This is a genomic window from Phytobacter palmae (assembly GCF_039409775.1).
Lineage (GTDB): Bacteria > Pseudomonadota > Gammaproteobacteria > Enterobacterales > Enterobacteriaceae > Phytobacter > Phytobacter palmae.
Genome location: NZ_JBCIVJ010000002.1, coordinates 269,094 through 292,023, shown reverse-complemented (window position 1 = coordinate 292,023; position 22,930 = coordinate 269,094). Strand labels below are relative to the sequence as shown.

18 protein-coding genes, 1 tRNA gene and 1 other RNA gene are annotated in these 22,930 nt (G+C 53.7%); 12 read left to right on the top strand and 8 right to left on the bottom strand.

Features of this window, described 5'->3' with window-relative positions:
* Position 1 precedes the first annotated feature (1 nt).
* A complete protein-coding gene (glyS, locus tag AAIG39_RS04000) occupies positions 2-2,071 on the top strand; it encodes a glycine--tRNA ligase subunit beta (RefSeq protein WP_343193243.1) in 2,070 nt (689 codons plus the stop codon).
* A gap of 382 nt (positions 2,072-2,453) precedes the next feature.
* Positions 2,454-4,073, top strand: a complete 1,620-nt coding sequence (locus tag AAIG39_RS03995) for an ABC-F family ATP-binding cassette domain-containing protein (RefSeq protein ID WP_343193242.1) — start codon at positions 2,454-2,456, stop codon at positions 4,071-4,073.
* 44 nt (positions 4,074-4,117) lie between these two features.
* Here the strand turns inward: AAIG39_RS03995 and AAIG39_RS03990 are convergent, their stop codons facing one another.
* Positions 4,118-4,411 (bottom strand): HTH-type transcriptional regulator, encoded by a 294-nt coding sequence (locus tag AAIG39_RS03990; protein WP_090083706.1) that lies wholly within the window; start codon positions 4,409-4,411, stop codon positions 4,118-4,120.
* Between the two features lie 366 nt (positions 4,412-4,777).
* Between AAIG39_RS03990 and AAIG39_RS03985 the strand changes: the two genes are divergently transcribed.
* Positions 4,778-5,488, top strand: a complete 711-nt coding sequence (locus AAIG39_RS03985) for a DUF3053 domain-containing protein (RefSeq protein ID WP_249569507.1) — start codon at positions 4,778-4,780, stop codon at positions 5,486-5,488.
* 68 nt (positions 5,489-5,556) lie between these two features.
* Here AAIG39_RS03985 and ghrB read toward each other — a convergent pair whose 3' ends face one another.
* From ghrB to AAIG39_RS03960, 5 genes are all read right to left on the bottom strand, one after another.
* Complete coding sequence (gene ghrB, locus AAIG39_RS03980; protein WP_343193241.1) at positions 5,557-6,531, bottom strand: glyoxylate/hydroxypyruvate reductase GhrB; 975 nt, start codon at positions 6,529-6,531, stop codon at positions 5,557-5,559.
* A 20-nt stretch (positions 6,532-6,551) separates the two neighbouring features.
* A complete protein-coding gene (locus AAIG39_RS03975; protein WP_090083711.1) occupies positions 6,552-7,832 on the bottom strand; it encodes an MFS transporter in 1,281 nt (426 codons plus the stop codon).
* 162 nt (positions 7,833-7,994) lie between these two features.
* A complete protein-coding gene (locus AAIG39_RS03970) occupies positions 7,995-8,933 on the bottom strand; it encodes a sugar kinase (protein ID WP_343193240.1) in 939 nt (312 codons plus the stop codon).
* A 4-nt stretch (positions 8,934-8,937) separates the two neighbouring features.
* A complete protein-coding gene (locus AAIG39_RS03965) occupies positions 8,938-9,687 on the bottom strand; it encodes a sugar phosphate isomerase/epimerase family protein (protein WP_343193239.1) in 750 nt (249 codons plus the stop codon).
* Positions 9,688-9,799: 112 nt separating this feature from the next.
* Positions 9,800-10,816, bottom strand: a complete 1,017-nt coding sequence (locus AAIG39_RS03960) for a LacI family DNA-binding transcriptional regulator (protein ID WP_090083715.1) — start codon at positions 10,814-10,816, stop codon at positions 9,800-9,802.
* A gap of 214 nt (positions 10,817-11,030) precedes the next feature.
* Here AAIG39_RS03960 and AAIG39_RS03955 point away from each other — a divergent pair, with 214 nt between their 5' ends.
* The gene (locus AAIG39_RS03955) at positions 11,031-13,361 is read left to right on the top strand and encodes a molybdopterin guanine dinucleotide-containing S/N-oxide reductase (RefSeq protein ID WP_249569503.1); all 2,331 of its coding nucleotides are present in this window, start codon (positions 11,031-11,033) and stop codon (positions 13,359-13,361) included.
* Here AAIG39_RS03955 and AAIG39_RS03950 read toward each other — a convergent pair.
* Positions 13,324-13,770 (bottom strand): N-acetyltransferase, encoded by a 447-nt coding sequence (locus tag AAIG39_RS03950; protein WP_343193238.1) that lies wholly within the window; start codon positions 13,768-13,770, stop codon positions 13,324-13,326. The two genes, AAIG39_RS03955 and AAIG39_RS03950, sit on opposite strands and share 38 nt — an antisense overlap.
* Complete coding sequence (tag, locus tag AAIG39_RS03945; protein WP_090083721.1) at positions 13,748-14,329, bottom strand: DNA-3-methyladenine glycosylase I; 582 nt, start codon at positions 14,327-14,329, stop codon at positions 13,748-13,750. Before tag ends, AAIG39_RS03950 begins: the two co-directional genes overlap by 23 nt.
* A 158-nt stretch (positions 14,330-14,487) precedes the next feature.
* On the opposite strand from tag, the gene AAIG39_RS03940 reads away from it, so the two are divergent.
* The 8 genes from AAIG39_RS03940 to dppB all read left to right on the top strand — a co-directional run bounded on the left by AAIG39_RS03940 (position 14,488) and on the right by dppB (position 22,921).
* Positions 14,488-15,177, top strand: a complete 690-nt coding sequence (locus tag AAIG39_RS03940; RefSeq protein WP_343193237.1) for an autotransporter domain-containing protein — start codon at positions 14,488-14,490, stop codon at positions 15,175-15,177.
* 243 nt (positions 15,178-15,420) lie between these two features.
* Positions 15,421-16,623: an L-lactate MFS transporter gene (locus AAIG39_RS03935; RefSeq protein WP_090083724.1), complete on the top strand. Its 1,203-nt coding sequence runs from the start codon at positions 15,421-15,423 to the stop codon at positions 16,621-16,623.
* Between the two features lie 126 nt (positions 16,624-16,749).
* Complete coding sequence (locus AAIG39_RS03930; RefSeq protein WP_090083725.1) at positions 16,750-17,181, top strand: organic hydroperoxide resistance protein; 432 nt, start codon at positions 16,750-16,752, stop codon at positions 17,179-17,181.
* A 214-nt stretch (positions 17,182-17,395) separates the two neighbouring features.
* On the top strand, positions 17,396-19,078 hold the full coding sequence (eptB, locus tag AAIG39_RS03925) for a kdo(2)-lipid A phosphoethanolamine 7''-transferase (RefSeq protein ID WP_249569499.1): 1,683 nt from the start codon (positions 17,396-17,398) through the stop codon (positions 19,076-19,078).
* 90 nt (positions 19,079-19,168) lie between these two features.
* Positions 19,169-19,245, top strand: a tRNA-Pro gene (locus AAIG39_RS03920).
* A 32-nt stretch (positions 19,246-19,277) separates the two neighbouring features.
* Positions 19,278-19,411, top strand: a non-coding RNA gene (locus AAIG39_RS03915) — RtT sRNA.
* Positions 19,412-20,125: 714 nt separating this feature from the next.
* Positions 20,126-21,733: a dipeptide ABC transporter periplasmic-binding protein DppA gene (gene dppA, locus AAIG39_RS03910; RefSeq protein ID WP_090083728.1), complete on the top strand. Its 1,608-nt coding sequence runs from the start codon at positions 20,126-20,128 to the stop codon at positions 21,731-21,733.
* A 168-nt stretch (positions 21,734-21,901) separates the two neighbouring features.
* Positions 21,902-22,921, top strand: a complete 1,020-nt coding sequence (gene dppB / locus AAIG39_RS03905; protein ID WP_343193236.1) for a dipeptide ABC transporter permease DppB — start codon at positions 21,902-21,904, stop codon at positions 22,919-22,921.
* The last annotated feature ends 9 nt before the right edge of the window (positions 22,922-22,930 follow it).

Here is a 22,930-nt window from a genome sequence, read left to right as displayed (position 1 = left end):
CATGTCTGAGAAAACTTTCCTGGTGGAAATTGGCACCGAAGAGCTGCCACCAAAAGCCCTGCGCAGCCTGGCTGAATCTTTTGCTGCGAACGTGACCGCTGAGCTGGATAACGCTGGCCTGGCGCACGGTAAAATCGAATGGTTTGCCGCGCCGCGCCGTCTGGCGCTGAAAGTGGCGAATCTGGCGGCGTCTCAGCCAGACCGTGAAGTCGAAAAACGTGGCCCGGCAATTGCCCAGGCGTTTGACGCGCAAGGCAATCCAAGCAAGGCTGCTGAAGGCTGGGCGCGCGGCTGCGGTATCACCGTTGACCAGGCCGAACGTCTGACCACTGACAAAGGTGAATGGCTGCTTTATCGCGCGCATGTGAAGGGTGAGAGCGTCGAGGCGCTGCTGCCAGACATGATCGCCACCTCGCTGGCGAAACTGCCGATTCCTAAACTGATGCGTTGGGGGGCGTCTGACGTGCATTTCGTGCGTCCGGTGCACACCGTGACTTTGCTGTTGGGTGACAAAGTTATTCCGGCCACCATCCTGGGTATCCCGTCCGATCGCGTGATTCGCGGCCATCGTTTTATGGGCGAGCCGGAGTTCACTATCGACAATGCCGATCAGTATCCACAACTCCTGCTGGAGCGCGGCAAAGTGGTGGCGGATTACGAAGCCCGTAAAGCCAAAATCAAAGCCGATGCCGAAGAAGCGGCGCGTAAGATTGGTGGCAAAGCTGATCTGAGCGACAGTCTGCTGGAAGAAGTGACCTCGCTGGTGGAATGGCCGGTTGTGCTGACCGCGAAGTTCGAAGAGAAATTCCTGGCCGTTCCGGCAGAAGCGCTGGTGTACACCATGAAGGGCGACCAGAAATATTTCCCGGTTTATGACAATGCGGGCAAGCTGCTGCCAAACTTTATCTTCGTGGCCAACATCGAATCGAAAGATCCGACCCAGATTATCTCCGGTAACGAGAAGGTAGTGCGTCCGCGTCTGGCGGATGCCGAGTTCTTCTTCAACACTGACCGTAAAAAACGTCTGGAAGACAACCTGCCGCGTTTGCAAACCGTTCTGTTCCAGCAACAGCTGGGTACGCTGCGCGACAAGACCGATCGTATTCAGGCGCTGGCGGGCTGGATTGCTGAGCAGATTGGTGCTGATGTGAATCACGCCACTCGCGCGGGCCTGCTGTCCAAGTGCGACCTGATGACCAACATGGTCTTCGAGTTTACCGACACTCAGGGCGTGATGGGCATGCACTACGCGCGTCACGATGGCGAAGCGGAAGATGTGGCCGTGGCGCTGAACGAGCAGTATCAGCCGCGCTTTGCGGGCGATGACCTGCCGTCTAACCCGGTCGCCTGCGCGCTGGCGATTGCTGACAAGATGGATACCCTGGCGGGCATCTTCGGTATCGGTCAGCATCCAAAAGGCGATAAAGACCCGTTTGCGTTGCGTCGTGCCGCGCTGGGCGTGCTGCGTATCATCGTTGAGAAGAACCTGAATCTCGATCTGCAAACGCTGACCGAGGAAGCGGTGCGTCTGTATGGCGACAAGCTGACCAACGCGAAAGTAGTGGATGACGTTATCGACTTTATGCTGGGCCGTTTCCGCGCCTGGTATCAGGACGAAGGTTATACCGTTGACACCATCCAGGCCGTGCTGGCACGTCGTCCGACTCGTCCGGCGGATTTCGATGCGCGCATGAAAGCGGTATCTCACTTCCGTACGCTGGAAGAAGCCTCTGCGCTGGCTGCGGCCAACAAGCGTGTGTCTAATATTCTGGCGAAATCTGACGAGACGCTGAACGACATCGTGCATGCTTCCGTACTGAAAGAAGCGGCAGAGATCAAACTGACGAGCAGTCTGGTCGTTCTGCGCGACAAGCTGCAGCCGTACTTTGCCGAAGGCCGTTACCAGGAAGCGCTGGTTGAACTGGCATCCCTGCGTGAGCCGGTAGATGAGTTCTTCGAAAACGTGATGGTGAATGCGGAAGATAAAGACGTTCGTCTGAATCGTCTGACGCTGCTGTCCAAACTGCGCGAGTTGTTCCTGCAGGTTGCGGATATTTCCCTGCTGCAGTAATTGCGTGGTCGATAAATAAAAACCTGCCTGCGGGCGGGTTTTTTTATGCCTGAATTAATAATAAGAGAACAAGTAATCATATTCAGATAAGGATATTTTTATGCTGGTATTTAGTCCGCTGGATTAATTTAAGAATCGGTTAGCGTCGGTGATAATGCTATTTGCATTTGAACGCTGGCGGGTTGCGGAGACTCATCATCCCGTACAGGATGATGAAAATTTAATCTTGAAATCCTGCCTGCTGTACGGCTATCCTTTGTTCCGACGAACTTCTCGTCTCACTGAGGCCCACTGAAAATGGGTAAACACACCTGCTGACTTCGAATCCTTGCATCGCGCTTATGGCGAGCAGGGGATGTTTTGATTTCACTCAGGAGTGCTTATGGCTCAGTGCGCCCAATCCCCCTTGTTTATTTTGCATCAGGTCACCTGTCAGTTTGCGACGGGCGTGACGCTTTTTGGCCCGATTTCTCTTTCGCTCGAACCCGCGTTGTGCGGTCTGGTCGGGCGCAACGGCTGTGGTAAAACACGTTTACTGCGCCTGCTGGCGGGGGTGGATCACCCTGCCTGCGGACATATCGAACGTTTTGGTTCTGTGGCCTATGTTGCCCAACAACACGTGATTTCCCCGTCGACAACGCTGGCTGAATTACTGGGTTATGACGCGGTGTTTGCTGCACGTCGACGTATCGAATCGGGTGATTACTTACCAGAAGATCTTGAACGTATGGAGGGCTGTTGGGATCTGGAAGAGCGCCTGAAAGCGGCTTTTCTGGATGCCGGTCTGCTTCCATTTATCCCCGAGCGGCCCGCCGCAGAACTGAGCGGCGGCGAGCGTGTACGCGCACTGCTGTGCGCGGCGTTGATGACAGACGCCAATTACTTACTGCTTGATGAACCTACCAACCATCTTGACAGGCAAGGGCGTGAATGGCTTTACGCGCGACTTTCCCTTCGACAGGGTGGGACGCTGGTAGCAAGCCACGACCGTGAACTGCTGGCATTGATGCCGCGCATCGTTGAATTATCCCCCGCCGGGTTACGCAGCTATGGCGGTCATTATGCTGATTATCAGCGGCAACGCGAAGCCGAGCAGCAGGCCGCCCACGCGGCGCTGGAACATGCGGCCACCGAGCGTCGTCGGGTGCGTAGTCGGCAGCAAAAGGAGCATGATGCCAGCCAGCGGCGTTCAGCCCAGACCTTGCGTACCGTGGATACGCTCAATATTGCCTCGTTCGAGCGGGTGAAATACAAAGGGGCAGCGAAGGAGCGGACAGGCACGTTGCGTCGACAGCACCGCGAACAGAACGAGGCGCTGAATACCGCAGTGGCACAGGCCCGGGAGCGAGTTGAAGAAGAGGCGCCAGTCATGTTTACCCTGCCGGGCAGCCAGGTGGCCGAGGGGAAACAGGTGCTGGTCATGGATAACCTGATCTTACCCTATGGTGTGCCGTCTCCTCTCAACTGGCGAATGGACGGACCGATGCGTGTAGCCCTGCGCGGGCCAAACGGTTGTGGAAAATCGACCCTGCTGCGCGTAATGTCCGGAGAAGAAAAACCCCTGGCTGGCGCGTGTCAGGTATCGGTCGCTACGGCGTATCTCGACCAGCATTTGTCACAGTTGGATCTTTCCCTATCGGTGTTGGAACACCTTAACGCCGGCGATACGCCGCTGGAGGAGGGGGTGCTGCGAACTCGTCTGGCACAACTGCACCTGAGGGCAGATAAAGTGACATTGCCGCTGGCGGCATTAAGCGGTGGAGAGCGCCTGAAAGCGGCGCTGGCCTGCGTGCTCTGGCGCCGTGAGGCGACACAATTGCTTTTACTTGATGAACCCACGAACCACCTTGATTTGGCCTCGATGCAGGCGATTGAACTGGCGCTGTCGACCTTTCCGGGCGCAATAGTTGTGGTTTCACATGATGAGGCTTTTCTGCGGGCGTTAAATTTAACCCACCAGATAGAGTCGCGAGGAGAAAAATGGCATTGTGGAAGGAAGTAAGAGGGTATTGACCCCCGTCGTTGCGGGGGTTTTAACAGTTATGTTTATTCCATTAACTGTTTACTGAGCATCGGATTTGAATGGATCAGGCGCATCAGTTTCATTTCGGTCGCTGAAGGGCGAACACGTTTTGATTCCCATTCATGAACCATTGCTACGCTAACACCCATTGCGCGTGCAAAATCATCGATCTTTAACCCAGTGCCACGGCGTAATTGTTCAAACTCATTAAAAGAATTAGGCTTTTGGGTCAGGGTAACCGCCTGCGCTACATCTTTTTTAAAGACAATCTGTTCCAGACTGCTCAGCAGCTCAAACATCGGATCTTTATATTCCATTGAGAACTCCTCTAAAAACACACAGCGGATAGTGATACAGCACTATTAAGAATAGTCGGTAAAACCGCTGATGTGGGGGCGCAACAAGGATATATCGTGGATAAAAGCGCTTTTCATACCTTTGAAATGCATATTCAAACGTTTCGCTAAACGTTAATTGCTTGATTACGCAAGCCCAGGAATAAATACGTATTTTTTTGTAAATCGTTAGCAAAAAATCGCATGACGAAACGGCGTGAGGTTCACCCCGGCGTTAATAAGAAAGCATGGAAAAGGGTATCCTGAGACGCCGACCTGGACTATCCTTGTAAGCCGTCAGGCACGCGTGTTTCGTTGTGCGCATTTTTGGGTGAAAGGAGTATTAAAATGGCGACAGGTAAGTCCTGCTCTCGCTGGTTTGCGCCTCTTGCGGCGTTGTTAATGGTAGTTGGCCTGAGTGGGTGTTTTGATAAAGAAGGCGATCAGCGCAAGGCATTTATCGATTTCCTGCAAAATACGGCGATGCGTAGCAGTGAACGTCTTCCCGCGCTGACGGCCGACCAGAAAAAACAATTTGGCCCGTTCGTCTCTGATTACGCCATTCTGTATGGGTATTCCCAGCAGGTGAATCAGGCGATGGATTCCGGTCTGCGTCCGGTGGTGGATAGCGTGAACGCGATTCGCGTACCGCAGGATTATATGACCCAGCGTGAGCCGCTGCGTCAGGCAAATGGTTCTCTTGGCGTACTGAGTCAACAATTGCAGAATGCGAAAGTGCAGGCCGATACAGCTCATGCCAGCCTGAAACAGGCGGATGACCTGAAACCGGTCTTCGAGCAGGTATACTCGAAAGTGGTTACCGCTCCGGCTAACGCATTGCAACCGTTGATCCCGGCGGCACAGATCTTCACGCAACAGCTGGTGCAGGTGGGCGACTTTATCGCTCAGCAGGGGACGCAGGTAAGCTTCGTTGCTAATGGCATCCAGTTCCCGACCTCACAGCAGGCCAGCCAGTATAATGCGCTGATTGGGCCTCTGGCCTCTCAGCATCAGGCGTTTACACAGGCCTGGACTGCCACGGTGAATGCGACGCAGTAAGCGTGGCATTTCGAATAAAAAAAAGAGGCGATGTAATCGCCTCTTTTTTTGTTTTTGCCGAGGAGAATTTACTTCATCACCTGCGGGTTAACACAGTTTTTCTCAACGTTGCCATTGAGCGCATCGATGAGGTTATCCACCGCGCAGGCGGCCATACCGTAGCGTGTTTCATGAGTGGCAGAACCGATGTGCGGCAGTGCGACTACGTTGGGTAACGTCAGCAGAGGGGAGTCCACCGGCAAAGGTTCCTTCTCAAACACATCCAGACCGGCTGCATGAATCTCGCCATTTTTCAGCGCCGCAATGAGGGCTTCTTCATCGACAACCGGACCGCGACCCGCGTTCACAAAAATCGCTGATGATTTCATGATGGCGAACTTCTCTGCGTTGATCAGATGGTGCGTTTCCTGGGTATAAGGCAGGACGAGAACCACATAGTCAGACTCTTTAAGCAGTGTATCCAGATCGCAATAGCGGGCCTGGAAACGGTTCTCTGCTTCCTGATGTTGACGGCGCGCGTTATAGAGAATCGGCATACCGAAACCAAAATGGGCACGTTGCGCCAGCGCCAGGCCGATGCGTCCCATCCCTACGATGCCAAGCGTTTTGTGGTGTACGTCAACGCCAAACCAGTCCGGGCCAATGCTCTTCGTCCATTCGCCTTTCTTCACGCGTTCCGCCACTTCCACCACCCGGCGTGCGGAACTCAGCACCAGCGCCATGATGGTATCGGCCACGGTTTCAGTCAGCACGGTCGGGGTGTGCATCAGCAGAATATTTTTCGCATTCAGCGCGTCCACATCAAAGGTGTCGTAACCCACGGAGATGGTCGATGCGGCCCGCAGTTTCGGCATCTTTGCCAGCAATGAGGCGTCCACCTTTTCACTGGAACCCAGCAGGCCTTCGGCACTGGCGAACGCGTCGGCGTGTTGCTCCACCGTTTCAGGGCGCAGATTGGCCACCTGCGTGACGGTGAAATGCTCTTCCAGGCGACGTTTCAGATCATCAGGCAATGCTTTGTACAGGATGATGGACGGCTTCATGAGTTCTCCCTCGTTGAATTTCAGGCGTGACGAGCGCCTGTCGGAATTGTTTTATCATTAGCAGGCTTAACAATTAAAGTAAGCCATACAGATGCAAAAAGTGCCACCCCCATAAAAATGTACGATGCCGCCGGGCTGCCCGTCGCGCCATTGAGGTAACCAACGAACCAGGAGCCAAAGAAAGAGCCGAGCGCACCCATACTATTGATAAGCGCCATGGCACCGCCCGCAACGTTACGCGGCAGCATCTCAGGAATGATGGCAAAGAACGGGCCGTAGGGGGCGTACATGGCTGCACCTGCGATCACCAGAAGGGTGTAAGAGGCCCAGAAGTGGTTTGCCCCGACCGCCCATGAGCCGATAAAGGCAAAGCCGCCAATCAGCAACAGTGGCCAGACAAACAGCTTACGATTTTGCAGCTTGTCCGACGCCCAGGAGGCCAGAATCATCGCAATGGTCGCGGCGAGGTACGGAACAGATGAGAGCCAGCCCACTTCGACCATTCCGAGGTTGGCTCCGCCGTTACGGATGATGGAAGGCAGCCACAGAACAAAACCGTAAACACCAATACTCCAGGCAAAATATTGCATGCAAAGCAGAATAACGTTACGAGAGCGGAAGGCTTCGCCGTAATTGCGTACCGCTTTGATACCTTGCTGTTCCTGGTCAAGCTGTGTTTGCAGGGCAGACTTTTCGCTCTCTGACAGCCAGCCAACCTGCGCAGGTTTGTCACGGACCAGCATCCACCAGGCGAAGGCCCAGATAATGGCAGGAACCCCTTCGATGATGAACATCTCGCGCCAGCCGAGCGCCTGGATCAGATAACCTGAGACCACAGACATCCACAACACGGTGACCGGGTTACCGAGGATCAGGAAAGTGTTGGCACGTGAACGTTCTGATTTGGTAAACCAACTGCTGATATAGATCAGCATGGCGGGCATTACCGCAGCTTCTACCACGCCGAGAATAAAGCGAATGGCGGCGAGCATGGGGATATTGGTGACCATCCCGGTCAGTGACGCACAGCCACCCCACAGAATCAGGCAGACAAAAATCAGTTTGCGAACGCTGCGGCGCTCCGCATAAATCGCGCCGGGGATCTGGAAAAAGAAATAACCCAGAAAGAACAGCGCCCCGAGAAGGGAAGAGACCCCTTTGGTAATACCTAAGTCGTCATTGATCCCGGCGGCGGAGGCGAAGCTAAAGTTCGCCCGGTCAAGGTAGGCCAGACTGTAAGTGATGAAAACAATCGGCATGATGTAAAGCCAGCGTTTTGCTGCATTTGTCGAGCTTTTCATAATGTTGCCTCTATGGTTGAGGTTTGCGCCGCCTGTTTGTAGGGTCCAGGAGGGCTTTGTTACGTTCTCTATTACCCTCCCCCCTGTCTTCTCCCCAAAGGGGGCGAGAATGAGGCTATTTCCTCTCTGGAGCGAGAGAGTCAGGGGGAGGGAGGAAACTCGTTATTCATCCAGCTGTTCACGGGTTGGCAGTCCCTCGCTGTCACCCAACACCTGGATGGCAAGCGAGCCAATCTTGTTGCCACGCCGTACGGCCTGTTGCATTGTCTTACCTTCCAGCAGGGCGCTAATCACACCGACGGCGAAGCCATCCCCTGCACCGACGGTATCGACCACGTTATCCACTTTTACCGGGGCGACCGCGCCTTGTTCGCCACTGGCGGTTTTATACCAGGCGCCATCCGGGCCGGTTTTAATCACCACCGCTTTTACGCCGCGCTGCAGGTAAAAATCCGCGATGCCCTCCGGCGACTGCTGCCCGGTCAGGATCACGCCCTCTTTCAGCCCCGGTAACACCCAGTCGGCCTGGAAGGCGATGCGGTTAAGTTTCTCCACCATCTCAGCTTCGCTTTTCCACAGCACCGGGCGCAGATTCGGGTCGAAGGAAATGGTCTTGCCCTGTGCTTTCATTGCCGCAGCCGCGTGTTCCAGCAGTTCATACGATGTTGAAGAGAGCGCGGCTGCCACGCCGCTTAAATGCAAGTGACGCGCTTCGTTGAATGCCGCGGCATGAAAATCCTCCGTTGAAAGGTGGCTGGCCGCCGATCCTTTGCGGAAATACTCCACAATGGGATCGGTTCCATTTTCGGCTTTCGACTTAAGCTGATAGCCCGTTGCGTAACGTCCATCGATGGTGACGCCGCGAGTATCAATATTCTCTTTTTTCAGTGAGTTAAGGACAAAACGTCCAAAACTGTCATTGCCTACGCGACTGATCCAGCAGACATTCATACCCAGCCGCGCCAGGCCTGTAGCAACATTCAGTTCGGCGCCCGCAACGCGCTTCACAAAATGTTCTGCATCGGCAAGTTCGCCGGTTTCTGTGGCGACAAACATGGCCATGGCTTCGCCAATCGTGATGACATCAAGCGAGTTATGCATGGCGTTACTCCTCACGTAATAAATCGACGTAGTGACGGGTGACGGCGGTCAGGTCGTCGCCTTCAAGTGGAAACTCAATACCACGCGGGGCATCGGGCGGCAGCTGGTTTAACAGGGCAAGCCAGCGTTCATCGGCTTTGTCTGGCGCCACGGCGCGAAAATTCTCATGGTGTGGAATGGCAGCCTTCACATGAATATAGCTCACTGCGGGGGCCAGAAGATGCGCCGCCGCTTCCGGCGACTCGCCTACCCATACCCAGTTGCCGGTGTCGAAAGTGAGCGTCACCGGCAGCGCCAGTGCATTGCAGGCGGCTTTGAAGCGTTGCATCGGCGCCAGTTGGCCGCATTCGGTCTGATCGTTTTCCACTACCAGCGCCATGCCGCTCTCTGTGAGCCAGCCGCGTAAGGTTTCCAGTACGTTTTTATGTTGATAATGGCCGAGGGAGACTTTAAGCCACAGCGCCTTAAGCGTGCGTGCTTCTTCAAGCAGGGCAGGCAAATGGGGATTAAGAGAACCATCTTGCAGGCACAGCGCTTCGGGCGCGGAGTAACAGGCCAGTAACCGGTGGTCTTCAATGGTGGCGGCAAGCGTTGAGAGGCTGCTCAATTCCTGATCGCTTAACAGTTCGCGGCGTATCTCCACGCCGTCTGCGCCTGCGTTGGCAATCAGCGGAAGGACGGCTTTCTGACCGCCCATCGCGTTAATTTGTTCGCTGCCATAGGCGGCGGTGACAACGATGATTTTTCTTTTCATCTTCCGGCTTCCCAGGAGTTAAAGACAATTTGCTTGTCTGTAACGCTAGATGGAACCGGTTCCAAAGGAAAGCGCAGTGCATCGAATTTATGATCGTCATCACGAAGGTTAATTATCGCGCAGTTGAACCACGCACGATGAGCTCCCCGGAAAAGACCCGCTCGCGGACGGTATCGCTATTGCCTTCGATACGCTCCACGACTTGTTCGACAGCGGCATAACCGATTTGCCAGGTCGGTTGCTTGAGCGTGGTGATGCCGACACCCGCCAGTTCAGCCCACTCCAGTTCATCAAAGCCGAGCAGGCCGATATCGCTACCCCAGTGCAGACCAATACGTTTCATTGAGCGGGCGACCTGTAGCGTCAATGCGCCATTGGCAGAGATCACCGCTTTGCGCATCCCGCGATGGCGGGAGTGGAACTGGCGCAGGGCGTTATCGATCTGGCTGGCTTCGTGTAGCGGTGTTTCGGCGTTTTCAGCCACCACGCCGGGGTAGCGGGCGAGCGTAGTATGAAAGGCGTCCAGTCGTTCCCGGCGCGTATTCACCGTGCCCAGTGGTTCGCTGAGGAACAGCAAAGCTTCAAATCCCTGTTCAATCAGATGTTCCGTGGCGGTAGTGGCGGCCTGGGTGTTATCTAACCCCACGACGTCACAGGCGAAATCGGGGATTTTACGGTCAATCAACACCATTGGCAGGGAAGATTGCTGCAGGCGGTTTAACCCCTCTTCGCGCATTCCCACCGCGTTTACCACGATGCCCTCCACCTGGTAGCTACGCAGCAGGTCCAGGTAATGCAATTCCTGATCGACTTCATTGTTGGTATTACAGACCAGCGGGGTGAAGCCCTTTTCCCGGCAGGCCGCTTCGATACCGCTCAGCACATGCACGGAATAAGGGTTGGTGATATCGGCGATAATAAGACCAATCAGGCGGGTGCGACCATGCTTGAGGTTGCGTGCCATCAGGCTTGGGCGGTAATCGAGTTCGGCAATGGCATGTTCAATTCGCGCCAGCAAGGCATCCGACAGGAGATGTTTTTCACCGTTCAGGTAGCGTGAAATGCTGGTTTTGCCCGTTTTTGCCGCTTTCGCGACATCGCTTATCGTCGGGCGCGTCGTTTTTGCCATAAGTGCTTCCCTCGCGGTAGTTTTGAGACCACACGATAGCGCGAAAATCCGCACTGGCAAGGGGGAACATCCCGCTTATCGCCTTCTGCATGGCCATCATGCCGTTTAATTCTTTGCCAATTTGCCGTGCGTGTGGATGATAGAACGCGACATTCCTTATTTCACAAGGCAGCGAGACTACGCTGTCGCCACCTGCATGCATCAGGAGCGCGCTTTGGCAAACTCTGCAGTTAAAACAGTTCTTACGGCAGCCCACTGGGGGCCGATGTTGGTCGAAACCGACGGCGAAACGGTGTTGTCATCACGCGGGGCGCTTCCCACGAACCACCCTAACTCGCTGCAAACGGTGGTGCGCGACCAGGTTCACAGTAAAACCCGCGTCCGCTTTCCTATGGTCCGTAAAGGCTTCCTGGCGTCGCCGGACAGCCCGCAGGGTGTTCGCGGAGAAGATGAGTTCGTCCGTGTCTCCTGGGATGATGCGCTCGCCCTCATCCATCAGCAGCACAAACGTATTCGTGATGAGTATGGTCCGACATCCATTTTCGCCGGATCGTATGGCTGGCGTTCGAACGGTGTGCTGCATAAAGCGGCGACGCTGTTGCAGCGTTATATGAGCCTTGCCGGTGGCTATACCGGCCATCTGGGTGACTACTCTACCGGTGCGGCGCAGGCCATCATGCCCTACGTGGTCGGCGGCAACGAGGTGTATCAGCAGCAAACCAGTTGGCCGTTAGTCCTCAGACACACTGATGTGGTGGTGCTGTGGAGCGCTAACCCACTGAACACACTGAAAATTGCGTGGAATGCCTCGGATGAACAGGGTATCGGCTATTTTGATGCCTTACGCAAAAGTGGCAAACGGCTGATCTGCATCGATCCGATGCGATCGGAGACCGTTGATTTCTTTGGCGACAGCGTGGAGTGGTTAGCGCCGCATATGGGGACCGATGTGGCGATGATGCTCGGTATCGCCCATACGCTGGTGGAAAATGGCTGGCAGGATGAAGCTTTTCTGGCCCGCTGTACGGAAGGCTATAGCATCTTTGCTGAATACCTGACCGGAAAAAGCGACGGCGTGGCAAAAACGGCAGAGTGGGCGGCGGAGATTTGCGGTATTCCGGCGGAGAAAATTCGCGAACTGGCAAAACTTTTCCACGAAAACACCACAATGTTGATGTCCGGCTGGGGGATGCAGCGTCAGCAGTACGGCGAGCAGAAACACTGGATGCTGGTGACGCTGGCGGCGATGCTCGGCCAGATTGGCACCCCTGGCGGCGGCTTTGGCCTGTCGTACCATTTTGCCAATGGCGGTAACCCCACGCGCCGGGCAGCGGTACTGGCATCGATGCAGGGTTGCGTTAAAGACGGTATTGAGGCGGTCGAAAAAATCCCCGTGGCGCGCATTATTGAAGCGCTGGAAAAACCGGGAGCGTTCTATCAGCACAATGGTATGGACCGACACTTCCCGGATATTAAATTTATCTGGTGGGCGGGTGGCGCCAACTTTACCCACCATCAGGATACTAACCGGCTGATTCGCGCCTGGCAGAAGCCGGAGCTGGTGGTCATTTCCGAGTGTTTCTGGACCGCAGCAGCAAAGCACGCTGATATCGTACTGCCTGCCACCACATCGTTTGAACGTAACGATATGACCATGACGGGCGATTACAGCAACCAGCATCTGGTGCCGATGAAGCGTGTGGTTCCCCCGCGCGATGAGGCGCGTGATGATTTTGAGGTATTTGCCGATCTCAGTGAGCTTTGGGAGCCGGGCGGTCGTGAGCGCTTTACAGAAGGGAAGAGCGATCTGGCGTGGCTTGAAACCTTCTACGACATCGCCCGACAGCGCGGTGCGAGTCAGCAGGTCACGCTGCCGCCATTTGCGGAGTTCTGGGAAGCGAATGCTTTGATTGAAATGCCGGAAAGCGAAGAGAATGCCCGCTTTGTTCGCTTCGCTGATTTCCGCCGTGACCCCCAGGCGCATCCGCTTAAAACTGACAGTGGCAAAATCGAAATCTATTCGGCGCGCATTGCCAGCTTTGGTTATGCCGACTGCCCGCCGCATCCGATGTGGCTTGAACCGGATGAATGGCATGGCAACGCCCGACCGGAGCAGTTGCAGCTTCTTTCTGCTCATCCGGCGCATCGTCTGCACAGCCAGCTTAACTATTCGTCACTTCGCGAGCAGTATGCGGTGGCGGGGCGTGAACCGGTGACGTTGCATCCGCACGACGCGAAAGCGCGTGGAATTGCTGATGGCGATCTGGTTCGTGTCTGGAACCAGCGCGGACAGGTACTCGCTGGCGCGGTGGTTAGCGAAGGGATCAAACCCGGTGTGATTTGTATCCACCAGGGCGCGTGGCCGGACCTTGAGCGTGCCGAAGGGGGGATCTGTAAAAACGGCGCGGTTAACGTGCTGACAAAAGATCTCCCCAGCTCAAAGCTGGGGAATGGCTGTGCGGGGAATACCGCACTGGTATGGATGGAGAAATACAGCGGTCCGGCGCTTACGCTGACGGCGTTTGATCCGCCTGCCAGTTCATGATCCAGGTCGGGTGCTGTGTCTCTTCCTGCCAGGCGCTGTCCTCTATGCGAAAGCCCTGTGCGTGATAGAATTTCACCGCCCGCTCGTTTTTCTGATACACCTCCAGGCTCAAGGCATCAAAACGCTGCTTGACGTGATCAAGCAGCGCGGAGCCAATCCCTTTGCGTAGTGCGTCAGGGCAGACGAATAACGCCCCGATATACTGTGCATCCATCACACTGACAAAACCGTACAGCTTATCGTCTTCCTCCCAGACCCAGGTACGGGCCGACGGGAGGTAAACTTCGCGCACCAACATCTCGCTCTCTTGCCAGTACGCTGGCGTAATAAACGGGTGCGCATAGGTGGTGCTTTCAAGCCACAGGCGCAACAGAGGAGTAAAATCTTTACTGTGCCACTCGCGGATCATGCCGACCTCCGGGATGACAGAAACAGCCCGTAATATGGTCATTAACCAGACCGCAGGCTTGCATGAAAGAGTAGCAAATGGTGGTGCCGACAAATTTGAAGCCGCGTTTCTTAAGCGCCTTTGAAAGTGCGTCGGACGCAGGTGTTGAGGTAGGTATATCGCCTGGCATGGCGGCCCGGGTAACCTGCGGTTCGTTATCGACAAAGGACCAGACAAACGAGGCAAAAGGTTCGCCATTTTGTTCCATTGCAAGCCAGGCGCGGGCATTGCCGATAATTGCCTCAATTTTACCGCGATGGCGAATAATCCCGGCATCCAGCAGCAGGCGCTCGACATCATCTGGCCCCATAGCGGCCACCTTTTCAGGATCGAACTGATGAAAGGCATTACGGTAGTTTTCACGTTTTTTAAGCACCGTAATCCATGATAAACCCGCCTGTTGTCCTTCAAGGCAGATCATTTCAAATAGCTTCTTACCATCCATTTGCGGGACGCCCCACTCTTCATCGTGATAAGCCAGATAAAGCGGGTCTTGAGTCACCCAACCACAACGCTGCATATCCTTCTCCGTTGCTGATGTTGATCAAAATTATGTAAGTTGCAGGCTTGACGTGCCTGCGAAAAAGACAATAGTTAGGTAAGGGATATTTACCCCTCCTTTGCCCAACAAAAACGATAACAATTACGCCGATTTGGCTCTTTTGTGGAGTCGCATTGATGAAAATTAAATACAGTGGCCGTTTGATAGCGGTAGTGCCTGCTTGTCTGCTTTTCAGCCATTCGGCATTTGCCTGGCAACAAGAATATATCGCGATCGATTCGCAAAATAATATGCCGCAACGCTATACATGGGATAGCGATCACCAGCCGCGTTATAACGATATCCTGGAAGAACGCATTCGCTCAGCGCAGAGTGGGCCCGGCGTTGCCTTCAATCTGCCGGATAAAACGCCGATGGATGCCGTCAGTACAATGAGTATTGGCCTTAATATTCCATTATCAGCGAATGTGATGACCGGGCCAGTGGCAGTCTGGCATTACGATGGTTCAACGACATCAATTTACAATGAATTTGGTGACAGTGCGACCTCGCCGCAATATAGCGATCCGCTCTGGCACGCCACCGTCAGTTCGCTGGGGTGGCGCGTGGATAGCCATATTGGCGACCTTCGTCCATGGGCGCAAATTAGTTATAACCAACAGTTCGGTGAAAATGTCTGGAAATCACAATCCGGGCTGAGCCGTCTGACAGCAGCGAATCAGTACGGCAACTGGCTGGATGTGTCAGTCGGCGCCGATATGCTGCTTAATCAACATTTTGCTGCTTATGCTTCAATGTCACAGTCAGAAAACTGGCTAACCGGGCCAAATTACCTTTATAGCATGGGAGTCAGCGCGCGTTTTTAAAAACATCTACTACAAGATGTTCACAATTGAGAAACAATAAACACGCGCTCTGCATTGATAGTATGTACTAACTCACTCCATAAATTGTGGCGAATCCGTTTTTCGTTATGTCATTCATTCCGGCCTGAATGCATTTCATTCCTCGCTTACTGCATTTCATGCCTTTTTAGCCCTGGCATGAAATGCGCTTCGTTATTGTTGTCAGCAGTGAATTCCTTTAATTTCCGCTGCAGGACAACTGCCATGAATACATCATCCTTGAATCGCACTCGCTGGCTCACGCTGGCTGGCACTATCATCACACAATTTGCGTTGGGATCTGTTTATACCTGGAGCCTGTTTAATAGCGCGCTGGCAGATAAGCTGAGCGAGCCGGTAAGTCAGGTTGCCTTTTCATTTGGCCTGTTAAGCCTTGGGCTTGCGTTATCCTCCTCTGTGGCCGGGAAACTGCAGGAACGCTTTGGCGTTAAACGCGTGACCGTAGCCTCTGGCGTATTGTTGGGTATCGGCTTCTTCCTGACCGCTCACTCCAGCAGTCTTACCATGCTGTGGCTGAGTGCGGGCGTACTTGTGGGTCTGGCAGATGGCGCCGGATACCTGCTCACCCTTTCCAACTGTGTGAAATGGTTTCCGGAACGTAAGGGGCTGATTTCAGCCTTCGCCATCGGTGCTTATGGCCTTGGCAGTCTGGGTTTTAAATTCATTGATAGTCACCTGCTGGCAACCGTTGGCCTGGAACAGACTTTCATGATCTGGGGAGCGATGGCGCTGGTGATGATTGTGTGTGGCGCGATGCTGATGACTGACGCCCCGCAGCAGAAAACAGCTACGGTCAATGGCGTGGTGGAGAATGACTTCACGCTGGCGCAGTCCATGCGTAAACCGCAATACTGGATGCTGGCAGTGATGTTTCTGACCGCCTGCATGAGTGGCCTGTACGTGATTGGGGTGGCGAAAGACATTGCGCAGGGCATGGTGCATCTGGATGTGGCAACGGCTGCCAATGCGGTAACGGTTATCTCTATTGCGAATCTGAGCGGTCGTCTGGTGCTGGGCATTCTGTCCGATAAAATCGCCCGCATCCGTGTTATTACGATTGGCCAGGTGATTTCACTGGTTGGGATGGCGGCCCTGCTGTTTGCGCCACTGAATGCGGTTTCCTTTTTCGCGGCGATTGCCTGCGTGGCCTTCAACTTCGGCGGTACCATTACCGTATTCCCGTCCCTGGTCAGCGAATTCTTTGGTCTGAACAACCTGGCGAAAAACTACGGTGTGATTTACTTAGGCTTTGGTATCGGCAGTATTTGTGGTTCGATTATCGCTTCGCTGTTTGGCGGCTTCTATGTCACCTTCTGCGTCATCTTCGCGTTGCTGATTGTCTCACTGGCGCTGTCCACGACCATCCGCCAGCCGCAGCGCAGTGTTTATAAACCGGCGCATGCCTGATTCCATCCTGTATTCTAAAAAGCCGCCGTCAGGCGGCTTTTTTATTACCCTTATGTGCTCCTTTTCCGGGACACTTTCTGTCAACGGCTATCCTTAATAGCAGGTCTTCCAACAGAGGAGTCGCGTATGTCATTAGAAAAAGTTGTTTATCGGGCGAAAGCGAAAGCCACCGGAGGCCGTGATGGCAGAGCCATCTCGTCAGATGGCGTTCTGGATGTGAAACTGGGCGTGCCAAAAGAGATGGGCGGTGCCGGCGGGGAGGTGACGAACCCGGAACAACTGTTCGCCGCCGGGTATTCCGCCTGTTTTCTCGGGGCGCTAAAACATGTCGCGTCGGTAGAAAAACAGCCCCTGCCGCAAGAGGCTTATATTGAAGGTACAGTAGGCATTGGCCCTTTGCCGACCGGATTTGGTATTGAAGCACAACTGGATATCCACCTGCCGGGCATGGATCATCAGGTAGCGCAGGAGCTGGTGAAAAAAGCCCATATAGTTTGCCCTTATTCCAACGCTACTCGCGGCAATATCGACGTTAAACTGAACGTGATCACCGCCTGAATACGTTTGATGCGGTAATTCACGTGTTTCCGGTTATATATTTTTGTAAATGTATGACCGGATCACAACTCGGGCAGACACTTTTCTCTGCCCTTGTGGTCTACTTATCCACGCTCAAGAAGTTCCTCGATTAACTTCCCTTGCGTTTAATGCCCGATCGGCGCTGATACGTGCGCTGAATGTTGTTGTTTTCCCTTTTTCCAGGGTTGCTTGCATGAGTTATATAAAAATGATGACTCAGCAGAAATTGAGTTTTCTGCTGGCGTTGTATATTGGCTTGTTTATGAATAGCGCAGTTTTCTACCGTCGGTTTGACGGTTATGCGCAAGCGTTCACCGTCTGGAAAGGACTCTCTGCGGGTGTCGAACTGGTTGCCACAGTCCTGGCGACCTTCTTTTTATTACGTGTACTCTCATTGTTCGGACGCCGTGCCTGGCGTGTGCTGGCATCGTTGGTGGTACTGTTTTCAGCCGCGGCCAGCTATTACATGACCTTCCTGAATGTGGTTATTGGCTATGGCATTATCGCTTCGGTGATGACCACCGATATTGATCTCTCCAAAGAGGTCGTGGGCTGGCAGCTCTTTGCCTGGGTGGCGATTGTCAGTGTTATACCGTTGCTCTCTATCTGGAATAACCGCTGCCGCTATACCCTGTTGCGTCAGTTACGTACTCGTGGTCACCGCGTGCAGAGTGTGGCGCTGGTGGTGATGGCCGCGCTGCTGGTATGGGGGCCAATTCGTCTGCTGGATTTACAGCAAAAGGAAGAAGAACGGACTTCGGGCGTGGACATGCCGAGCTATGGCGGCGTGGTTGCGAACTCCTATCTGCCTTCTAACTGGCTTTCTGCGCTGGGTTTGTATGCCTGGGCGCAGGTGGACGAGTCCTCGGATCATCACTCCTTGTTCAACCCGGCGGCGAAATTCAGTTATGTCGCGCCGGATGACATCAATGACACCTATGTAGTGTTTATCATCGGTGAAACAACGCGCTGGGATCATATGGGGTTACTTGGTTACTCCCGCAACACCACACCGAAGCTTGCCCAGGAGAAAAATCTGGTCGCTTTCCGGGGGTACTCATGTGATACCGCCACCAAACTGTCGTTGCGTTGTATGTTCGTACGTGAAGGCGGGGCGGAGGATAATCCCCAGCGTACGATAAAAGAGCAGAACGTTTTCTCGGTACTCAAACAGATGGGGTTCTCTTCCGACCTGTATGCGATGCAAAGCGAAATGTGGTTTTACAGCAACACGATGGCAGACAACATTGCCTACCGCGAACAGATTGGTGCGGAGCCGCGCAACCGGGGTAAGAATGTCGACGATATGCTGTTAATTGATGAGTTACAGCACTCGCTCAATAACAACAAGCAGGGCAAGCACCTCATTATCCTGCATACCAAAGGTTCACACTTCAACTATACCCAGCGCTATCCGCGTAGTTTTGCACAGTGGACGCCGGAGTGCGTGGGGGTGGACGATAAATGCAGCAAAGAAGAGTTGATTAATTCGTACGATAACTCTGTCACTTATGTGGACTACTTTATCGACAACGTGATCGACAAACTGCGCGATAAAAAAGCCATTATCTTCTATGCGGCGGACCATGGCGAGTCGATTAACGAGAAGGAACATCTGCACGGTACGCCGCGTAAGATGGCGCCACCGGAGCAGTTCCGCGTACCGATGATGGTGTGGATGTCGGACAAATATCTGCAAAATCCGGATAAGGCGAAGATGTTTGCGCAGCTGAAACAGCAGGCGGATATCAAGGTTCCGCGCCGCCATGTTGAACTCTACGACACCATTATGGGCTGCCTGGGATATACCTCGCCAAACGGCGGGATTAATGAAAATAACAACTGGTGCCATCTTCCTTCCAACAAGGTAAATTGAGGGGCTGGCGGCTTTCTCGCCAGTCAGTTTGCTTTTTTACATTAAGGGATTGACGGTCGATGTGTGTGGCAGTAAGATGCGCCCCGCATTCGGTGATTGGCGCAGCCTGGTAGCGCACTTCGTTCGGGACGAAGGGGTCGGAGGTTCGAATCCTCTATCACCGACCAAATTCGAAAAGCCTGCTCAGCGAGCAGGCTTTTTTGCATCTGCGTTAAAGAGGATGAGAACCTCCGGGGGCAGGGAGGTTCGACCCGAGCGAAGCGAGAGAACGTTGCGTCAGCAACGGCCCGCAGGGCGAGCCACGTAGTGGCGAGTAATCTCTATCACCGACCAAATTCGAAAAGCCTGCTCAGCGAGCAGGCTTTTTTGCATTTGCGTTACAGAGGATGAGAACCTCCGGGGGCAGGGAGGTTCGACCCGAACTGGAGGAGTAGCCCGGCTAAAGCATTTTTTACGCTGCATCCGGGCTGGCGAATGCGCTTCGCTTATCCGACCTGCGAGTTTTCCATCTCACCTTATTTCACCCTGCCATGTCACGGTTTTGTGACATAATCCATTGTATTTTTTTATATATAGTTCGATCTTTTTTCGCGTTGCTTATGGATAGGGTTAGCATTTTACGCTGTGCGTTTTAACGTTCACGGTATTAATCGCTCAGATATTCAGCATTCTGCAAGAAATTTTTCATAATCTGCTCAAACGTTAAACACCAACCTGAGATGATTCTCAAGCTTATTATTCTGCTCATAACGGCATAGCACAAATTTACCTGCTGAAAATAGCGGCTTGAACTTTTTTTTAACTTTGTTTGTTGATTCTCATCAACGATGTAAATCCCCGTTACCTGTATTGACGTTTTGACATTCTATTGACAGATTGTAGGGCATGAGGGGCATTTCATGGAGAATCTGCACTGCAACTCAGTCAATCTTGTGAAAGGATTTCCCGTCTCTCATAACTTCCGATAAGTCCAGGCAAAAATCTAATAACGGCCTGTCGGATAACCCAGCGCAAGGGTAACAACACATATCACATTGGAGCAGAATAATGAGTATTTCCTTGAAGAAGTCAGGGATGCTGAAGCTTGGTCTTAGCCTGGTGGCTATGACTGTGGCGGCCAGCGTGCAGGCAAAAACCCTGGTTTATTGTTCAGAAGGCTCGCCTGAAGGCTTTAACCCACAGCTTTTCACTTCTGGTACTACTTACGACGCCAGCTCTGTGCCGATTTATAACCGTCTGGTTGAGTTCAAAACCGGTACTACTGAGGTCATTCCGGGTCTTGCTGAGAAGTGGGATATCAGCGCCGATGGCAAAACCTACACTTTCCACCTGCGTAAAGGCGTGAAGTGGCAGGACAACAAAGATTTCAAACCGACGCGCGAATTCAACGCGGACGACGTCGTGTTCTCCTTTGATCGTCAGAAAAACGCCCAGAACCCGTACCATAAAGTTTCTGGCGGCAGCTACGAATACTTTGAAGGTATGGGCTTGCCAGACCTGATTAGCGAAGTGAAGAAAGTTGACGACAACACCGTTCAATTCGTGCTGACCCGTCCGGAATCGCCGTTCCTGGCTGACCTGGCAATGGACTTCGCGTCCATTCTGTCCAAAGAATATGCCGATAATATGCTGAAAGCCGGTACGCCGGACAAAGTTGACCTGGATCCAATCGGTACTGGTCCGTTCCAGCTGCAACAGTATCAGAAAGATTCCCGCATTCTGTACAAAGCGTTTGAAGGTTACTGGGGTACCAAGCCGCAGATCGATCGCCTGGTCTTCTCCATCACGCCTGACGCTTCCGTACGTTATGCCAAATTGCAGAAAAACGAGTGCCAGGTTATGCCGTACCCGAACCCGGCTGACATCGCTCGTATGAAACAAGACAAAAACATTAACCTGATGGAACAGGCTGGCCTGAACGTCGGTTATATGTCTTTCAACACCGAGAAGAAACCGTTTGATGACGTGAAAGTGCGTCAGGCGCTGACTTACGCGGTAAATAAAGAAGCGATCATCAAAGCCGTTTATCAGGGCGCAGGCGTTGCCGCGAAGAACCTGATTCCGCCAACAATGTGGGGCTACAACGACGACGTTAAGGATTACACCTACGACGTTGAGAAAGCGAAACAGCTGTTGAAAGAATCTGGCCACGAGCAAGGCTTCACCGTTGAGCTGTGGGCGATGCCGGTACAGCGTCCGTACAACCCGAACGCTCGCCGTATGGCTGAGATGATTCAGGCTGACTGGGCGAAAATCGGTGTTCAGGCCAAGATCGTCACCTACGAGTGGGGTGAGTACCTGAAACGCGCCAAAGCAGGTGAGCACCAGGCTGTAATGATGGGCTGGACCGGCGACAATGGGGATCCGGATAACTTCTTCGCGACCCTGTTTAGCTGCGCTGCGGCGAAAGACGGTTCTAACTACTCTCGCTGGTGCTACAAGCCGTTTGAAGATCTGATTCAGCCTGCTCGCGCAACTGACGACCACAACAAGCGTATTGAACTGTACAAACAGGCTCAGGTAGTGATGCATGACCAGGCTCCGGCACTGATCGTCGCCCACTCCACCGTGTATGAGCCGGTGCGTAAAGAAGTTAAAGGCTACGTGGTTGATCCGCTGGGCAAACACCACTTCGAAAACGTATCAATTGAATAACAGGCACGATGCCTGAGTCCCTCCTCCCGTTCCGGGAGGAGGGTTTTTGTTCCTTATTCCTCCGGGAAAAGGGCTGGGTAGAGGGGATTTTCCCGTTTACCCAAATATTTGTGAGCAATACAGACGCACTACCGCCAGGTGCATGCGTCACTACAGAGAATCCGGGTTATGTTGCAGTTCATCCTCCGACGTCTGGGGCTAGTTATCCCGACGTTTATCGGTATCACCCTTCTCACCTTTGCCTTCGTTCATATGATTCCCGGTGACCCGGTGATGATCATGGCAGGTGAGCGTGGTATCTCTCCTGAGCGTCATGCCCAGCTGCTGGCAGAGCTTGGTCTCAACAAGCCGCTGTGGCAGCAATACGTCAACTATGTGTGGGGCGTATTGCATGGTGATTTAGGAATCTCTCTTAAGAGCCGTCTTCCGGTGTGGGACGAGTTCGTACCGCGTTTTAAAGCGACGCTGGAACTCGGCGTCTGCGCCATGATTTTCGCTGTGGCTGTCGGTATCCCGGTGGGCGTAATGGCTGCCGTGAAGCGTGGCTCCATTTTTGATCATACCGCCGTAAGCCTTGCGCTGACCGGTTACTCCATGCCTATCTTCTGGTGGGGCATGATGTTGATCATGCTGGTGTCGGTACACTGGAACCTGACGCCAGTATCCGGGCGCGTCAGTGACATGGTGTTCCTTGATGACAGTAACCCACTTACCGGTTTTATGCTGATCGACACAGCTATCTGGGGTGAAGAGGGTAACTTTATCGATGCCCTGGGGCATATGATTCTGCCTGCTATCGTGCTGGGGACTATCCCTCTGGCGGTTATCGTCCGTATGACCCGCTCCTCGATGCTGGAGGTACTGGGCGAAGACTATATCCGTACCGCGCGTGCCAAAGGGTTAACCCGTATGCGCGTTATCATCGTCCACGCGCTGCGTAATGCGATGCTGCCGGTGGTGACCGTTATCGGTCTGCAGGTCGGGACATTGCTGGCGGGGGCTATCCTGACGGAAACCATCTTCTCCTGGCCGGGCCTTGGCCGCTGGTTAATTGACGCGCTGCAACGCCGTGATTATCCGGTTGTGCAGGGTGGGGTATTGCTGGTCGCGACGATGATCATTCTCGTCAACCTGTTGGTCGACCTGCTCTACGGCGTGGTGAACCCGCGTATTCGTCACAAGAAGTAAGGGGCCATC

What these genes read in the sequence shown, in the direction of transcription:
- glyS (WP_343193243.1), top strand. Translation starts at nt 2, where the DNA reads ATGTCTGAGAAAACTTTCCTGGTGGAAATTGGCACCGAAGAGCTGCCA.
- AAIG39_RS03995 (WP_343193242.1), top strand. Translation starts at nt 2,454, where the DNA reads ATGGCTCAGTGCGCCCAATCCCCCTTGTTTATTTTGCATCAGGTCACC.
- AAIG39_RS03990 (WP_090083706.1), bottom strand. Translation starts at nt 4,411, where the DNA reads ATGGAATATAAAGATCCGATGTTTGAGCTGCTGAGCAGTCTGGAACAG.
- AAIG39_RS03985 (WP_249569507.1), top strand. Translation starts at nt 4,778, where the DNA reads ATGGCGACAGGTAAGTCCTGCTCTCGCTGGTTTGCGCCTCTTGCGGCG.
- ghrB (WP_343193241.1), bottom strand. Translation starts at nt 6,531, where the DNA reads ATGAAGCCGTCCATCATCCTGTACAAAGCATTGCCTGATGATCTGAAA.
- AAIG39_RS03975 (WP_090083711.1), bottom strand. Translation starts at nt 7,832, where the DNA reads ATGAAAAGCTCGACAAATGCAGCAAAACGCTGGCTTTACATCATGCCG.
- AAIG39_RS03970 (WP_343193240.1), bottom strand. Translation starts at nt 8,933, where the DNA reads ATGCATAACTCGCTTGATGTCATCACGATTGGCGAAGCCATGGCCATG.
- AAIG39_RS03965 (WP_343193239.1), bottom strand. Translation starts at nt 9,687, where the DNA reads ATGAAAAGAAAAATCATCGTTGTCACCGCCGCCTATGGCAGCGAACAA.
- AAIG39_RS03960 (WP_090083715.1), bottom strand. Translation starts at nt 10,816, where the DNA reads ATGGCAAAAACGACGCGCCCGACGATAAGCGATGTCGCGAAAGCGGCA.
- AAIG39_RS03950 (WP_343193238.1), bottom strand. Translation starts at nt 13,770, where the DNA reads ATGATCCGCGAGTGGCACAGTAAAGATTTTACTCCTCTGTTGCGCCTG.
- tag (WP_090083721.1), bottom strand. Translation starts at nt 14,329, where the DNA reads ATGCAGCGTTGTGGTTGGGTGACTCAAGACCCGCTTTATCTGGCTTAT.
- AAIG39_RS03940 (WP_343193237.1), top strand. Translation starts at nt 14,488, where the DNA reads ATGAAAATTAAATACAGTGGCCGTTTGATAGCGGTAGTGCCTGCTTGT.
- AAIG39_RS03935 (WP_090083724.1), top strand. Translation starts at nt 15,421, where the DNA reads ATGAATACATCATCCTTGAATCGCACTCGCTGGCTCACGCTGGCTGGC.
- AAIG39_RS03930 (WP_090083725.1), top strand. Translation starts at nt 16,750, where the DNA reads ATGTCATTAGAAAAAGTTGTTTATCGGGCGAAAGCGAAAGCCACCGGA.
- eptB (WP_249569499.1), top strand. Translation starts at nt 17,396, where the DNA reads ATGAGTTATATAAAAATGATGACTCAGCAGAAATTGAGTTTTCTGCTG.
- dppA (WP_090083728.1), top strand. Translation starts at nt 20,126, where the DNA reads ATGAGTATTTCCTTGAAGAAGTCAGGGATGCTGAAGCTTGGTCTTAGC.
- dppB (WP_343193236.1), top strand. Translation starts at nt 21,902, where the DNA reads ATGTTGCAGTTCATCCTCCGACGTCTGGGGCTAGTTATCCCGACGTTT.